This window comes from Streptomyces sp. NPDC091280 (assembly GCF_044768565.1).
Taxonomy (GTDB): Bacteria; Actinomycetota; Actinomycetes; order Streptomycetales; family Streptomycetaceae; genus Streptomyces.
The window spans coordinates 97,677-112,756 of sequence record NZ_JBIVUZ010000014.1; the positions used below are offsets into that span (position 1 = coordinate 97,677).

13 protein-coding genes and 1 pseudogene are annotated in these 15,080 nt (G+C 73.1%); 4 read left to right on the plus strand and 10 right to left on the minus strand.

The features are described from left to right. Positions 1–7 precede the first annotated feature (7 nt). Positions 8–1,543 (minus strand): gamma-aminobutyraldehyde dehydrogenase, encoded by a 1,536-nt coding sequence (locus ACIQPR_RS36740; protein ID WP_403657565.1) that lies wholly within the window; start codon positions 1,541–1,543, stop codon positions 8–10. Positions 1,544–1,754: 211 nt separating this feature from the next. Between ACIQPR_RS36740 and ACIQPR_RS36745 the strand changes: the two genes are divergently transcribed. Then, positions 1,755–2,342: an NADAR family protein gene (locus ACIQPR_RS36745; protein ID WP_403657568.1), complete on the plus strand. Its 588-nt coding sequence runs from the start codon at positions 1,755–1,757 to the stop codon at positions 2,340–2,342. 58 nt (positions 2,343–2,400) lie between these two features. Here ACIQPR_RS36745 and ACIQPR_RS36750 read toward each other — a convergent pair whose 3' ends face one another. Next, entirely contained in the window at positions 2,401–3,174 is a 774-nt protein-coding gene (locus tag ACIQPR_RS36750; protein WP_403657571.1) for a DUF4190 domain-containing protein, read from the minus strand. 133 nt (positions 3,175–3,307) lie between these two features. Here ACIQPR_RS36750 and ACIQPR_RS36755 point away from each other — a divergent pair. Next, positions 3,308–4,461, plus strand: a pseudogene (locus ACIQPR_RS36755) (adenosine deaminase); the annotation flags it as partial. Positions 4,462–4,498: 37 nt separating this feature from the next. Beyond that, complete coding sequence (locus tag ACIQPR_RS36760) at positions 4,499–5,185, plus strand: glycerophosphodiester phosphodiesterase (protein ID WP_403657574.1); 687 nt, start codon at positions 4,499–4,501, stop codon at positions 5,183–5,185. A gap of 22 nt (positions 5,186–5,207) precedes the next feature. Here ACIQPR_RS36760 and ACIQPR_RS36765 read toward each other — a convergent pair whose 3' ends face one another. The 7 genes from ACIQPR_RS36765 to ACIQPR_RS36795 all read right to left on the minus strand — a co-directional run bounded on the left by ACIQPR_RS36765 (position 5,208) and on the right by ACIQPR_RS36795 (position 12,443). Then, positions 5,208–7,088: an RNA polymerase sigma factor gene (locus tag ACIQPR_RS36765; RefSeq protein ID WP_403657577.1), complete on the minus strand. Its 1,881-nt coding sequence runs from the start codon at positions 7,086–7,088 to the stop codon at positions 5,208–5,210. Between the two features lie 43 nt (positions 7,089–7,131). Continuing rightward, positions 7,132–8,451 carry an alginate lyase family protein gene (locus ACIQPR_RS36770; protein ID WP_403657580.1) on the minus strand — a complete coding sequence of 440 codons (1,320 nt, stop codon included), beginning with the start codon at positions 8,449–8,451 and terminating at the stop codon, positions 7,132–7,134. A gap of 136 nt (positions 8,452–8,587) precedes the next feature. Beyond that, positions 8,588–9,082, minus strand: a complete 495-nt coding sequence (locus tag ACIQPR_RS36775) for a hypothetical protein (RefSeq protein ID WP_403657583.1) — start codon at positions 9,080–9,082, stop codon at positions 8,588–8,590. Then, on the minus strand, positions 9,066–9,557 hold the full coding sequence (locus tag ACIQPR_RS36780) for an RNA polymerase sigma factor (protein WP_403658159.1): 492 nt from the start codon (positions 9,555–9,557) through the stop codon (positions 9,066–9,068). Before ACIQPR_RS36780 ends, ACIQPR_RS36775 begins: the two co-directional genes overlap by 17 nt. An 85-nt stretch (positions 9,558–9,642) precedes the next feature. Continuing rightward, complete coding sequence (locus tag ACIQPR_RS36785; protein WP_403657586.1) at positions 9,643–10,263, minus strand: class F sortase; 621 nt, start codon at positions 10,261–10,263, stop codon at positions 9,643–9,645. Further along, on the minus strand, positions 10,260–10,655 hold the full coding sequence (locus tag ACIQPR_RS36790; RefSeq protein ID WP_403657590.1) for a sortase-dependent protein: 396 nt from the start codon (positions 10,653–10,655) through the stop codon (positions 10,260–10,262). The genes ACIQPR_RS36785 and ACIQPR_RS36790 overlap by 4 nt, the downstream gene beginning before the upstream one ends. Before the next feature lie 738 nt (positions 10,656–11,393). Continuing rightward, on the minus strand, positions 11,394–12,443 hold the full coding sequence (locus ACIQPR_RS36795) for an ABC transporter permease (RefSeq protein ID WP_403657593.1): 1,050 nt from the start codon (positions 12,441–12,443) through the stop codon (positions 11,394–11,396). 78 nt (positions 12,444–12,521) lie between these two features. Between ACIQPR_RS36795 and ACIQPR_RS36800 the strand changes: the two genes are divergently transcribed. Further along, the gene (locus ACIQPR_RS36800; protein ID WP_403657596.1) at positions 12,522–12,974 is read left to right on the plus strand and encodes a MarR family winged helix-turn-helix transcriptional regulator; all 453 of its coding nucleotides are present in this window, start codon (positions 12,522–12,524) and stop codon (positions 12,972–12,974) included. 61 nt (positions 12,975–13,035) lie between these two features. Here ACIQPR_RS36800 and ACIQPR_RS36805 read toward each other — a convergent pair whose 3' ends face one another. Beyond that, positions 13,036–14,658, minus strand: a complete 1,623-nt coding sequence (locus ACIQPR_RS36805) for a helix-turn-helix domain-containing protein (RefSeq protein ID WP_403657598.1) — start codon at positions 14,656–14,658, stop codon at positions 13,036–13,038. Positions 14,659–15,080 lie beyond the last annotated feature (422 nt).

The following is a 15,080-nucleotide window of genomic DNA, read 5'->3' on the forward strand; positions in this document are numbered from 1 at the left end:
AGTTCTGCTATCGGTCCCCGAAGATCGTGCGGTGCCAGTCCTTCGCGGCGACCGCGGTGTTGTCGAACATGACGTGCTTGACCTGGGTGTACTCCTCGAACGAGTAGGCGGACATGTCCTTGCCGAAGCCGGACGCCTTGTAGCCGCCGTGGGGCATCTCGCTGATGATCGGGATGTGGTCGTTGATCCACACGCAGCCCGCCTTGATCTCGCGGGTCGCGCGGTTGGCCCGGTAGACGTCCCGGCTCCAGGCGGAGGCGGCGAGTCCGTACGGGGTGTCGTTGGCGAGCGCGATGCCCTCGTCGTCGGTGTCGAAGGGCAGGACCACGAGTACCGGGCCGAACAGCTCCGACTGCACGATCTCGCTGTCCTGGGCGGCGTCCGCGACCAGGGTGGGGCGATAGTACGCGCCGTTCTTGAGATCTCCCTGAGGAGCCTCGCCGCCGGTCACCACGCGCGCGTAGCCGCGCGCCCGGTCGACGAAGGCGGCGACCCGGTCGCGCTGCACGTGCGAGATCAGCGGCCCGAGGTCGGTGCCCGGGGCGAAGGGATCGCCCACCCGGACGGACTCCATGAGGGCGGCGGTCCGCTGGACGAACGCCTCGTAGAGGGGCCTCTGCACGTACGCGCGCGTGGCGGCCGTGCAGTCCTGCCCGGTGTTGATGAGCGAACCGGCGACGGCTCCGTTGACGGCGGCTTCGAGGTCGGCGTCGTCGAAGACCACGAAGGGGGCCTTGCCGCCCAGCTCCAGGTGGATGCGCTTGACGGTGGCGGTCGCGATCTCGGCGACGCGCTTGCCCACGGCGGTGGACCCGGTGAAGGACGTCATGGCCACGTCGGGATGGCCGACGAGATGCTCACCGGCCTCCTTCCCGGTGCCGGTGACGATGTTGATGACACCGTCCGGGATGCCCGCCTCGGTGGCGGCCTGGGCGAACATCAGCGAGGTCAGCGGGGTCAGCTCGGCGGGCTTGAGGACGATCGTGTTGCCCGCGGCGATCGCCGGGAGGATCTTCCAGGCGGCCATCTGGAGCGGATAGTTCCAGGGCGCGATGGAGCCGACGACACCGATGGGCTCACGGCGTACGTACGACGTGTGGTCGCCCGAGTACTCGGCGGCGGACTGCCCCTGGAGGTGCCGTGCGGCACCGGCGAAGAAGGCCGTGTTGTCGATGGTCCCGGGGACGTCGAACTCGCGGGTCAGCTTCAGCGGCTTGCCGCACTGGAGGGACTCGGCGCGGGCGAAATCGTCGGCGCGCTCGGCGAGCACGGCGGCGAAGCGGTGCAGCGCGTCGGAGCGCTCGCCGGGGGTGGCGCCCGACCAGCGCGGGAACGCGGCGCGGGCGGCGGCCACGGCCGCGTCCACGTCGGCCGGACCGGCCAGCTCGTACGTGTACACGTCCTCGCCGGTGGCGGGGTCGACGACCGCGTGGGTACGACCCGAGGTGCCCTTGGTCAGGCGGCCCGCGATGAACTGCGCGCCGTCCGCGAAGTACTCCTGGGCGGGAAATCGTTCCGGGATGTCGTTGCCCGGGTTGTGCATGTCGCTCTCCTCCGCCTTCGCCCCGCTTCGTCCGCTGGCGGGTGGCGTAGCTCCAGCTCGATTTGAATGCCGATCCTGACAGAGCAAAGGGACTCCAACAAGTGATTCCGTTGTTGCCTTTTGGTTACGCGACGGAATCCTTCGACCAGGTGTCGAGTCCGTATGGAAAAGGGGGGACGGAGTGTCAGTGGTGCCTGCAAGACTCGCGTGTATGGACGGGATCACGGGGAAGCTCGCGGCGGGTGCCGCGCGAAAGATCGATTCGCAGGAAGCCCTGATCAGGGAAGTGCGCGCCGGTACCAGGGTCAAGTATCTGCACTTCTGGGGCCACGGACCCCGCCCGGACGGCCGTGTGGGCGCGAGCTGTCTGAGTCAGTGGTGGCTGTCCCCGTTCACGGTGGACGGGACGGCGTACGCGACCGCCGAGCACTGGATGATGGCGGGCAAGGCCCGGCTGTTCGGCGACGAGGCGGCGCTCGCGCGCGTGCTGGCCGCCGGTCACCCCTCCCAGGCGAAGAAGGCGGGGCGCCTGGTGCGGGGCTTCGACGAGGGGACCTGGGCGAGGGAGCGGTTCGGGATCGTCGTCGAGGGGAGCGTCCACAAGTTCACGGCGGACGCCGACCTCCGGAGCTTTCTGCTGGGCACGGGCGAGCGCGTGCTCGTGGAGGCGAGCCCGGTGGACCGGGTGTGGGGCATCGGGCTGGCCGCGGACGATCCGGCGGCGCAGGATCCGGAGCGGTGGCGGGGGCCGAATCTGCTGGGGTTCGCGTTGATGGAGGCGCGGGGGCGGCTCGGGTAGGGGAACCGATGGGGGCGGGCGCGGTTCGTCCGTCGTCGTCAGACCCGGCCGGTCCTGGTCAGCCCCGGGTCAGGACCGGTGCCGACACGCTGGGGGCCGAGTTGTAGGACGGGGTCGAGTCGGAGTCCCGGCGGTCGCTCTCGCGCTCGTAGGCCACGAAGCTGATGACCAGCAGGGCGATCACGGCGAGGCCCAGGATGATGCCGACGATGCCCGTGATCATGCCCGCCTGGGCCTGGCCCCGGTTCGTGGCCTCGCCCCGGTCCGCCCGCCGCTTGCCCTTGACGCCGAGCACGACGGCGATGACACCGAGGACCAGGGAGACGACACCGTAGATGCAGAAGAGGCAGCAGGACAGGATGCCCAGCACCAGGGCCACGGTGCCCAGGTTGTTCCGCGGGGCCATCGGCATACCGGGCCAGCCGTAGCCCTGCGGGTAGCCGGGGTAGCCCGGGTAGCCGTAGCCGCCGGGCGCACCCGGAGGGCCCGGCGCGGCAGGTCCGGCGGGGGCGTTGGGCGGGCCGTAGCCAGGGGCGCCGTAGGCGGGGAGGCCGGGCGGCGTACCGGGCGGGCCGTAGCCGGGGGCGCCGGAGACGGGTGGGGTGGAGGCGGGTGCGCCGGAAGCGGGCGGGGCGAAGCCGTCGGACGGGAGGGCGGTCATCGTGGGCTGGTAGTGCAGGGACGACGGAGGCGGCGGGGACTGCGGGGGCTGAGGCTGCGGCCCGGGGGCGGGCGGCTGGGCGCGCTTCTCCAGGGACGGCTTGTTCTCCGGGGGCGCCCACGGGTCGTCGTTCGGTCCCGCGCCGGCGTCCGGCTGTGTCTGGTCCCCCATGGCCCGTCCCGTCCCCGTCCGCGTCGGTCGATCGTCGTCAGGCCGACCATGCTAGAGCGTCGCCCCGACACGGCGGGACACGCGGGGGCACACAGGGGGCACCCACCGCTCCCCCACCCCGTCCCCGCCCACCCCCGCCTACGATGATCCCGAGTCATCGATCAGCCGATCACCCGCGTCCCGCAGGGCACTCCCCGGGGCGCCGTTCCGGGAGGAACCTTGTCCGACCACAGCGCCGTGTCCGCCGACCCTCAGGCCCGCGAGTTGCACGCCTTCATCGCCGGGCTGCCGAAGGCCGAACTGCATGTCCATCACGTCGGTTCCGCCTCCCCGCGGATCGTCTCCGAGCTGGCCGCCCGGCACGCCGACTCCACGGTGCCCACCGACCCCGAGGCCCTCGTCGACTACTTCAGCTTCACGGACTTCGCGCACTTCATCGACGTGTACCTGTCCGTGGTCGACCTCATCCGCACCCCCGAGGACGTCCGGCTGCTGACCTACGAGGTCGCCCGGGACATGGCCCGCCAGCAGGTGCGGTACGCCGAGCTGACCATCACGCCGTTCTCCTCGACCAGGCGCGGGATCGACGAGCGGGCCTTCATGGACGCGATCGAGGACGCCCGCAAGGCGGCCGAGGCCGAGTTCGGGACCGTACTGCGGTGGTGCTTCGACATTCCCGGTGAGGCGGGGCTGGAGGCGGCCGAGGAGACCGTGCGGCTGGCGACCGACGACCGGCTGCGGCCGGAGGGGCTGGTGTCGTTCGGGCTCGGCGGGCCGGAGATCGGGGTGCCCCGGCCGCAGTTCAAGCCGTACTTCGACCGGGCCGTCGCGGCCGGTCTGCACTCGGTGCCGCACGCCGGTGAGACCACCGGACCCGAGACGGTGTGGGACGCGCTCAACGACCTGCGCGCCGAGCGCATCGGACACGGGACCAGTTCCGCCCAGGACCCCAGGCTGCTCGCGCACCTCGCCGAACACGGCATCGCGCTGGAGGTCTGCCCGACCTCCAACATCGCCACCCGCGCGGTCCGCACCCTCGACGAGCACCCGATCAGGGAGTTCGTGCGGGCCGGGGTCCTCGTCACGGTCAACTCCGACGACCCGCCGATGTTCGGCACCGACCTGAACAACGAGTACGCGGTCGCCGCCCGCCTCCTCGACCTCGACGAACGCGGTGTCGCCGAGCTCGCGAAGAACGCCGTGGCCGCCTCCTTCCTGGACGCGGCCGGCAAGTCCCGCATCACCGAGGAGATCGACACCTACACCTCGGCGTGGCTCGCGCCCTGACGCCCGGCGCTCCCCCGCCGACCAGCACAATGAGCCCATGGAGAACGTGACCGCCGTGGGCCATCGCGGCGACCCCTACCGTGCCCGTGAGAACACCGTCGACTCACTGCGTTCCGCGCTCGAACAGGGCGCGGACGCCGTCGAGTTCGACGTACGAGTGACCCGTGACGGCGTGCCCGTGCTGCTGCACGACGAGACGCTGCGACGGCTGTGGGAAGTGGACCGGCCGCTGAAGTCGCTGTCGGTGGACGAGGTGCGCGGGCTCACGGACGGCGGGGTGCCGACGCTGGTGGAGGCGCTGGCCGCGACCGAGGGCAGCCGGGTGATGGTCGACCTGCCCGGCGCCGCCGACGCGCGGGCCGCGCGCCGGATCGTGGAGGTGATCCGCGAGTACGGCGCGGCCGACCGGGCGTACTACTGCGCGGGCGCCGACTCGATGCTTGCCGTGCGCGCGGCCGACCCGTCCGCCGAGATCGCCCTGACCTGGACCTCGCTCGCGCCGCCGCGCCCCGCGGTGCTGGACGCGGTACGGCCGCGCTGGCTCAACTACCGCTTCCCGCTGGTGGACCGGGACCTCGTCGCCCGGATCCACCGTGACGGCTACCTCGTGTCGGTCTGGACCCCGGACACCCGCCGCTCGATGCGCCGGCTGCTCGACCTGGGCGTCGACTCGATCACCACCAACCGCGTCGGCGTCCTGTGCGGGCTCAGGAAGAAGGGGTGAGGGCGGCGCGCGCCCGGCACGGTCAGACGCGGGACGCCTGCGCGACCGTGGCCGGGTCGGACGGGGTGGTGCGGGTGGCGTACTGGGGTACCGGGGTGTCGTCCGCTCCGGTGTCGCGGGTCAGGCCGTAGCGGGTCGCGCCCTGGGCGGGGCCGGTGGTGATGTCCTGTTCCACGGCGTCCCAGGTGGTGGGGAAGACGTTCAGGCCGTAGTCGGCGCCGCGTTCGTTGACGGTGAGGGTGACGCTGCCGTCGACGTAGAAGTACTCGTTCTGCCACATCTGCTGGGTGCCGGTGGGCAGGACGTCGTAGCCGGTGGCCGTGCTGCCCATGCCGGTGGCGGTGGGGTCGGTGGTGCTCACCGGGTCGTCCATCCGGCGACCGCCGCCCGAGGCCACGTGGAAGAGCTTGCCCTTCAGGGCGGTCCAGCTCGGCGGGACCAGCGCGCCGGAGCGGTACTGCGGGGAGATCTGCCAGCGGACGAGGACGTAACCCTGGCCGCTGAGCGTCACGTTGTCGCCGCGGTGGTTCATCGTGGCGTGCGCTCCGCCGGTGCTGGTGAGACCGGCGGCCGGGCGGTGCGGGAGGGCGGCGGGCGGGGTGTCGGGGTTCGGGGCGCGGTCGACCGCGTCGACGACCGAACCGTACGGGCCGCCGGCCGTCTTCGAGGAAGAAGGAGAAGGGGTGGGAGAGGCGGAGGGGGACGCCGATGCGGAGGGGGGTGCCGTGGTCGCGGATGCTCTGGCGGACGGAGGGTCGAGGGTGTCGGTGGCCGCCGTGGGGGTCAGGGCCTTCGGGGGTGAGGTGTCCGGGGTGTGGGTGGCCACGTAGACACCACCGGCGGCGATCGTCACGCCCGCCGTCACGGCGACGGCGGGCTTTGTCAGCAGCCCGAGCACCTTGCCCGACCAGCCGGCGGCCCCGCCGGCACCAGTGGCCCCGCCGGCACCAGTGGCTCCAGCGGCACCAGTAGCTCCACCGACCGAGCCGACGCCGCCCGCCGATCCCGCAACTCCTGCGCCGGCTACACCACTTGCCCCACTTGCCATTCCAGAACTACCGGCGGCACCGGCCCCGGTCGCGAGTGTCGCCCCCGCCAGCCCCGTCGCGGCCGCCGCCGTCTTCGCGCCGAAGGCCAGTGAGAGGGTGAAGCCGAGGGGGAGCGGGACCAGGGCGATGCCGACGAGGAGGCGTTCGGCCGGTACGACGGACTCGCGCGGGTCGCCGCAGTAGGCGCAGGCCCGTAGGTGCCGGGCCAGGCGTTTGCGCCAGACCGAGTCCTGGCGGCCGTCCCAGCGGGCGGTGACCTCGCGGAGTTCGGGGCAGGCGCCGTCGAGGGCGCGGACGATGGACCGGGCGATCTCCAGGCGTTCCTTCATGCGCTGGACGCGGACCGCCGCGTGCTGACGGCTGATGCCCACGGCCGAGGCGAGTTCGCGGCGGGTGAGTTCGCCGCCGACCTCCAGCCACCACAGGGAGAGGAGTTGGCGGTCCTCGTCGTCGAGCCAGCGGACCGCCTCCGCGACCTCGCGTCGCTGGCCCTCCAACTGGAGCCGCAGGACGGTCAGTTCGACGAAGTCGGCGGCGTCGCCGGGCAGCCCGTCGGGGAGTCGGTCCGGGAGCCGGTCGGGGGACTTGCGGCGGCGGGCCCGGTCGCGGATCTGCCGCATGGCGATGGCGACCAGCCAGGACCGGAAGCTGTCGGGGTCGCGGAGGGAGCCGAGGTGGTCGACGGCGCGCAGCATCGTCTCCTGGACGACGTCGTCGACGTCCGCGTGGCCGTTGAGGGCGCGGCCGACCACGTTGTAGACCAACGGCAGCCAGCCCGCGACCAGTTCGTCCAGCGCCCGCCGGTCACCGGCCTGGGCCGCCTCGATGGTGGAGTGCCACCGCCGTCCGTCCATGTCGCCCCTCACCCTCCCCGGTGCCACGTCGTGTACGGCGGTGTCACTTGCTGTACAGCAGTGTTCCGAAGCCGAGTTGGTCGTAGCCGCCGCTGTTGGGCCCGTAGTCGCCGCCACCGCCCTCCGCACGCACCTTCTCAGCCATGAGGGTGATGAACGGCGTGGTCAGCCGGCGTCGGCGGGCGTAGTGGTTGTGCAGAATCTCCCAAACCGGGCGAACGGTTCCCCGGGCTATGTCGGAGATCACAGGCTGTTCCATGGCGCGGCCGGTGCCCTGTCCGCTGCGCCAGGCGTACGCCGTGAAGGGCACGGCCGCGCCGAGGTTGTACTTGGCGACGTACTCGGCGGCCCGCATGAAGCGGTTGTCGAGGTAGCCGTAGAGGTCGACGCCCTGGTTCCAGGCCATCTCGCAGATCGCGCCCATGAGGCCGACGCCCATCGTGGTGTGGCCCTGGTCCCGGCCGCTCTCCTGCCACTGGGCGAGGTTCTGGCCGCCGTAGACGAACGGGATGGCGTGCCTGAACGAGCCGTTGCCCGCGCCGGACTTCATGTAGGTCACCGCGCGTCCGAAGGTGGCGCGGTCGTCGCAGAGGATGCCGGCGGCCATGAGGGAGGCAACGTTGCACAGGTCCCAATTGGCCCAGTAGTTGGTGATGTTGGCGGTGTTGTGGTGGGTCAGGAAGTCGGTGTTCATGGGCAGGAACACGGTGCGCAGCATCTTCTTGAAGCGGGCTAGCTCGAAGTCCGGGCGGTCGCGGACGAGTTCGGCCGCGTTGGCGAACTGGTAGCCGTAGATGCCGGCGGCCAGGAAGCGGTCGGCGTTGCCGTCGACCGAAGTGAGCGTAGCCGACCAGGCGTTGAGGACGGCGACGGCCGTGGCGCCGTTGGCCTCGGTGCCGCCGATCCGCCAGCGCAGGGCGTTCTGGTAGGCGGCGTGGATGTCGTTGTAGAGGATGCCGTAGTTCTGGCCGGTGCCGCCGCGTACGACGACGGCCTGCGGGCGGGGCCGCCAAGTGCTCGCGGAATGGCGGTTGTCGAGCAGTCGCGTCCAGCCCTTCAGCCAGGGGTCCTCGCGTGCGGCGACCCGGACCTTGGCGCGGTGCAGGTCGCCGGCGTTGTGCAGCAGGCCCGGGTGGGTCAGGGCCCGCGGCCGGGCGGTGGCGGTGCCGAGGACCGCGCCGGGCTGCGCCGCGTCCGCGCCCCCGCACACGAGCGCGGCGATCCCGCCGCCGACGACTCCGGCCGCCGCGACCCCGCCGCCGAGCGTGAACAGGCCCCGGCGGGTGAGACGGTGCTTGTTGGCGGTGCTGCGGGCGTGGGGCGGCTGGGGCGTGCCGGTCGGCTCGGGTGCCTGCGTGGCCATGGGGGTGGCTCCGGTGCGTGAGGAGACTGCGGACGCACAGGGAGACGGTGTGAAGGCCGCCGCGATAACAGTTTTTACGGCCGCCGCCGCGCCGGATCGGATGCCGTGCGGGGACGGACGGGAGCCGGCGCGGGAGCTATCGCGTGGGGGTCGGTACGGCCGAGGGGGCGACGGTTCGGGCCTCGGGGGCGGTCGAGGCCGAGGCCGTGGGTGTTCTGGACGGTTCTGTCGGAGAGACGCTCGCACGCCTCCGGTCGGCGCCGGGGGTGGGAGTGGGGGCGGCGGTGGCGGCCTCGCCGGCGGCCTGGGAGGGCCGCGTCGCGGGGGTGCCGCTCGCCGGGGCGCTGCTCGCGGGGGGCGGGGCCAGCGGGACCGTGGGGGTCACCGGGGTGTCGTGGTGGGCCAGCCGGAACGGGAGGGCGGCGAGGACGAGGACCGCGCAGGTCGCGCCGGCACCGGCCGCGGCGCGGAGCAGACGGCGGCGGTGGGCGCCGCGGCGGATCGACTCGTAGCTGCCGGGGGGCGGGCCCAGGTACTCGGAGGAGGCGGGCCGCAGGATGACCGTGAGGGGGTCGTCGAGGGCGAGATCGGGCTCCCGCCCCTCGTCCTCCTCGTCAAAGTGTGTGGTCAAGGCTTCTCCTCAGATGGGCTCGGAGCAGTTCGCGGGCCGCGTGGAGGTCGGCCTTGACGGTTCCTTCCTTGCGTCCGGTCAGCACGGACACCTCCCGGATCGGCATGTCGGCGTAGTAGTGCAGGAGGATCGGGACGCGCAGTCGTTCGGGCAGCGACTGCACGAGCAGCCGTACGGACGGGTCGGTCTGTTCGGTCGGCGGGCGTACGGCCTCCTCGGTGGTCGCGCGGCGCACGGCCCGGCGTTCGCGCTCCAGTTTGCGCCAGTGGTCCCGGACCAGGTTGGCCGCGGTGACGTAGAGGAAGCCGCGGGGTTCGGCGACCTTCGTCCAGCGGGCCCAGAGCCGGGTGAAGGCCTCGGAGGCGATCTCGTGGGCCGTCTCGTCGTCGTCGACGAGCCGGCGGCACCAGCCGGCGAGGCGCGGGTAGACGGCGGCGAACAGTTCGGACGCTGCCCTCTCGCGGGACCGTTTCAACATGCTCCGTAGGGGGTGGTGAGGTTCACGGAGGAAGACCCCGGACCGCCGGTGGGGGTTCCGGCGGTCCGGGGTCCGGACCGGGTCAGGGGCGCGCGGCGGTCAGTGCCGCGAAGACGATCACGTTGTCGGGGTAGCCCGTACCGGTACGGGTTCCGCCGCAGGTGATCAGCCGCAGTTCGGGGCGGTCCACGTTGCCGTACACCTCGTCCGAGGGGAACTCGGCCTTGGCGACCGTGCGTACGGCGGTGACGGCGAACAGCGCGGTCGTGCCGTTCTCCAGGACGACGTCGATCCGGTCCCCCGCGCGCAGCCGCGCGAGGTGGCGGAAGACCCCGTCCCCGTACGCGCCGACCGTCACATGCCCGAGGATCACGGACGGTCCGGTGCCGCCGGGGGTCGGCGAGTACCGGTACCAGCCCGCCCGGTCGTGCGCGGTGATCGGCGGCACCTGCACGGTGCCGTCCGGGGCCAGCCCCAGCCGCATGACCGGGGTGTCGACCCCGATGGCCGGGACGCGCAGGGTGACCGGGACGGACCGCGCGAGGGCGTGCACCACTTTGGTACCGGTCCGCGCCGCGGGGGCCGAACTCCCTTGCTTCGCTGCGGAGTTCGTGGCCGGGGCGGTGTCGTTTCCGCCACCGCAGCCGGTGAGCAGGGCAGCCGCCGACACCGTGACGAAGGCGCGCCTGGAGAACGAGGTCATGCCCCGGTCGCCCTCCGGCGCCGTACGACGACGAAGGCGCCGCCACCGACGACGGCCGCGGCGGCTCCCCCGCCGATCAGGGTGGTCGACAGGTCACCCGACGACTTCGACACCGGGGCGACACCGGTGTCCGGGGCGCCGCGCGGGACGGTGGCGACCTGGCTCGGGACGGCGCTCGGCGCGACGGTGGGCTCGGCGCTCGCGGTCCGGGTCGCCTCGCCGGGGGCGCTGGGGACCGGGGACGCCGCCCTGGTGGCGCTCGGCTCGGCGGAGGGTACGGCGGTGGCGGCGCGGGTGGGCGACGCGGATGCCCCGTGGGCGAAGGCGGGCACGGTGCTCGCCAGTACGGCGCCGCACGCGAGTGCCATGGCGCTGAGGACAGTTCGGCGCATGAATCGCTCTCTCTCGTCTGTCGGCCCGCCGGGACCGCCGGTGGTGCACCGGCGGGGCGGGCGGGTCAGGGATCGAGCGGAGAGACGAGGCGGGGGGAGGAGGGGTTGTAAAGAGCGGGCAAAGTCCGGCGGCCGATCGTTTCATGGGGGCGGCTACGACCGCGTCAGGCGGAACGGGCGGGTCAGGCCGGGCGGGCGGCTGGGCTGGTCGGGCCGGTCCGGGGGGCGGGCTGGTCAGGCTGGGCTGGTCGGGCGGGCTGGGCAGGCTGGTCGGGCGAGCGGGCTGGTCAGGCAGGTCAGGCCCGGCGGGCGGGACAGGCCGGGCGATCGGTCAGGCAGGCCGGGCTGGTTGGGCCGGACGGTCGAGCGGGCTGGTTGGGCCGGTCGGGCCGGTCGGGGGCAGGCTGGTCAGGCCGGGCGGGCGGCTGGGCTGGTCGGGCGGGCGGGCTGGTCAGGCGGGTCAGGCAGGCCGGGCGGGCTGGTCCGGCTGGTCTGGGGGCAGGCTGGTCAGGCCGGGCGGGCTGGCCAGGCAGGCCAATCCGGGCAGGTCAAGCCAATCAGGCGGGTCAAGCCAGTCGGGCGGGTCAAGCTGGTCACGCGGACCAGGCGGGTCAAGCCGGTCAGACCCGGTCAGGCCGGCCGGGCCGGCCGGGCGGACCGGGCGGACCGGGCGGACCGGGCGGACCGGGCGGACCGGGCGGACCGGGCGGGTCAAGCCGGTCACCCGGACCGGGCGGGTCAAGCCGGCCGGGCGGTCGGTGTGCCGCTGCGGTAGACGTCCTTCAGGTAGAGGACGAGGGCGGCGCCGAGTATCCATACCGGGAGGATCACCAGGGCGCGGGTGAGGCCGTCGTCCTGGAAGCGGGACAGGCCCTGCATCGCGCGGACGCCGACACCGACCGGCAGGATCTCGGAGAGCGGGCGCAGCCAGCCGGGCAGATAGGCCGCGGGCATGATGCCGCCGCTGCTGCTGTTGCCGAGGATCAGCATCAGGATCGAGGCGAGGCTGACGCCGGCCGAGCCGAACAGCCGCAGCAGCACCATGGTCGTACCGCCGACCGCCGCGCCCATCAGCGCGATGACCGTGACGAGCGGTACGAAGGAGCCGGGCAGCGCGCCGAAGCCGGTGCTGCCGGCGATGGTCGCGATCAGCAGGCCGCCGACCGTGCCGAACAGGGCCAGGCTGGCCATCCGCCAGCGGTACTGGAGGCGGGGCGCGAGCTGGTAGGTCGTCATGCCGAAGAGGTAGCCCGCTAGGACCAGGCCGAAGGCGGCGTAGAAGACGGAGAGGCCGCGGGTGTCGCCCGCCGCGGCCGGGGCCACGTCCGCCACGGCGAGTTCGTGGTGCTCGGCGTGGGCGACGGAGCCGAAGGCGGTGGTGACGGTCGCGGTGACGGCGGCGCCGTTCGCGCTGCCGTAGAGGAGTTCGCCGTCGCCGAGGTAGGCCGCGTAGACCTTCCGGTCCTGTACGGCTTCGCGGGCGGCGGTCTCGTCCGGGTAGGTCACGACGGTGAAGCCGCCCGGTGCGACGCGCTCCAGGTCCTGGCTCAGGTGGGCCTGCGCGGTGCCGATCTCCGTGGTGCCGACGCGGAGCCGGTGCGGGTGCGGGGCGTGGAAGGCGGCGAGGTAGACGCTGACGAAGACGGTGCCGATGAGCAGGACGACCGCGACGGGGAGCAGGACGGCGCGCGTGTTTCCGGGGCCGGGGGGCGGGTGGGCCACGTCCAGGGCGTGCCTGTGCGACGGTCGGGTGGCGTCGGTGGCCGGGGTGGCGACTTGCTGGGACATCGGGCGTCCTCGATTGGAAGGCAACTGATAATATTTGTACATCACAATCAGCCACCTTCCAAAAGTGGGGTCCGTTCCGTGCAGCATCCCGACCGCCGAACCGGCTACGTCGCCTGGCAGATCGGCCAGATCATGGCGGCCCGGGTGGAGCGCGCCCTGCGCCCGCTGCGGCTGACCCTCGCCCAGCACCGGGCCCTGATGCAGGCGGTGCTCGATCCGGGGGTCTCCAGCGCGACGGCGGCCCGCCGGGCGGCGATCACCCCGCAGTCCATGGGGACCGCCGTCAACGGGCTCGTCGAGCGGGGCGTGCTGGAACGCCGGACCACTCCGGGCGACCGGCGCACCCAGCGGCTGCACGCCACCGAGGCCGGCGTCCGGCTCGCGGCCGAGGCCTCCGAGGCGGTGGACGCGGCCCACGCGGAGGCGCTCCGGGCCCTGACACCGGCCGAGCAGGAGCAGACGCACGCGCTGCTGCTCAAGCTGCTGGCGTCACTGAATCCGTCGGCCATGGAGGGCGGCGGGGAGGCGTAGGGGCGATGGGCGGCGGCGCGTCCTGTGACCGGGATCGGCAGGTGGGACTACGCGACGTGCCTCACCGCTGGGCGCTGTCGCGAACGTGATGGTCCAGGTTGGTCCACCAGCCCGACAGGTCACGGGCCGGCCTGCCCCGAGGCTCGGGCTCGGCCACCAGCCGGGTGAGGAGCTCAAGTTCGCCTCCCATGGCGAAGGCGTACACGAGTCGCTTGAGAACCTCACGCTGGTCGGCCGTGCCGTGCGCGGCGCGGACGTGCTGGTGGAACACGGCACGCCAGTAGGACTCCGGGCTGCGGCCCCCGATGTGTCCCAGTGCGTGGACGGCCGCGAGCGCGATCGCCCGGGGAACGCCCCGCGCCAGAGTGAGGTCGGCGACGACGGCACGCTGGTCGGGTCCGCCGAGGACACGCAGGGCGTGCAGGATCGGGATGGCGCGGTCCCCGGTGCCCAGGACCGCGACCTGGCACACGTCGGCGGCCAACGCGGACGCGATCCGGGGGCCGTAGGGGCTGGCGCGCAACATCATCGCCGCGTAGAGCCGGACGTCGGCCACCGGGTGGTGGAGGAGGTCGTCGATCAGCGTGCCCAGGACGGTTGCCGCCGGTCCGGGGCCCGGGTCGTCGAGGCGGCCCAGGACGCGGGAGACGGTGATCGCGGCCGTGGCCGGGTCGGTCAGCGAACCGTGCGTCACGATGGAGTTGACGGCGGAGCCGCGGTCGGAGGCCGAAGTGGTCAGCTGCGCACGGTGAGCGGCGGACAGCGGCAGGCGGTGCAGGAGAACCGCCGCGGCTTCCGCGAAGGAGGACGGCTGGGAGAGCCGCGGGCCGGCCAGGACACCGTGCACCACGTCGACCAGCGTCCGCGTCTGCTCGGCGGTGAAGTGGCCCTTGCGGGTCTTGCGCGCGGCGGCGAGCAGGGCTCCGTAGCGGGTGTCGCCGGTCGTGGGGTCGGTGAGCTGACGCAGCACGGCCCGGCCGGCATCCGGATGCGGGCTGCCGTCCAGCGCGCACACCGTCTCGATCAGACCGACGTGGTCGGGTTGCTGCGCGACCTCGGCGCACACGGCGATCGCCTCCGGTCCCCACAGGGGGTCGGCCATCAGCCTGTTGAGCGCTTCGAAGCGAAGCATCCAGGCGGTTCCGCCCGCCACCACGGTCTCTTCCAGCAGCCGTTGTACGACCGCGTGACGGACCCGGCCCGGATAGACCTGTCCGCCCTCGTAGGCGGCCCAACGGGTCAGATCGTCCCAGTCGGTGCCGGTGAGCACTCCGCCGTCCAGGGTCCGGGCGAGCAGGTGCTCCATGCGCGGCCCGGAGCTCGCGGAGGGGCTGTCGCCGCGGTCCGCGCGCAGGAACGCCGCCGCGGTCATGCCTCCTTCGTGGCGGGCTATGGTCTGGATCGGCGCCAGCAGGTGGCAGGCGCTCAGACCGAGCACGTCCTCGTAGCGGCGGACGGCCGAGGCGGGCACCGGGACCAGGCCGTTCTCCCAGCGTGACAGGGAGCTGGGAGAGACACCCCGGGCATAGCGGCGGTCCTCGCGATACGCGCGGGCGAAGCCCGCCAGCCGCCGCAGCACCGGATCCGCGTGGCACAGCCGGTGGGAGCGCAGGAGCCAGCCGGCCCGCACCTGCCAGGGTGTCCAGCCGATGACCGCGGGCACGGCCGGGACCGAATGCGTCATGTTCGCCCCCACCTGAGCCCGGCCGAAGTCACTCCACTTTGGACCTGCCGCCCCCGCACCGACGAGACCGATTCCGGACACGGCGGACGCACCAGGCATCCAGCGGAAACCCGGAGGACGTGACCTAGCAGAGACAAGGAGCGGCGGCAACCGCTCTTGCACGGGCGACGGCGGGCTGGAACACGGCCGCCGGAGGGCGGGCGCCCCGCCTACAAAAGGGACACCACGACAAACCCGCCCACAGGACCGGAGGTCGACCTGCCGAAGCTCTCCCGCGCCCGTCGGGCGGTGACCGCCTGACGGTCCCCCAGCAGGCGGCAGCACGCGTCGGGGGTACGCGTGCTGCCGCCGAACCTCTTCGGACCCGCGGGGAGGGTCCTCGCTCGTCTCACCGGCGGCGCGTCCCCCGCCCCCACGACCAG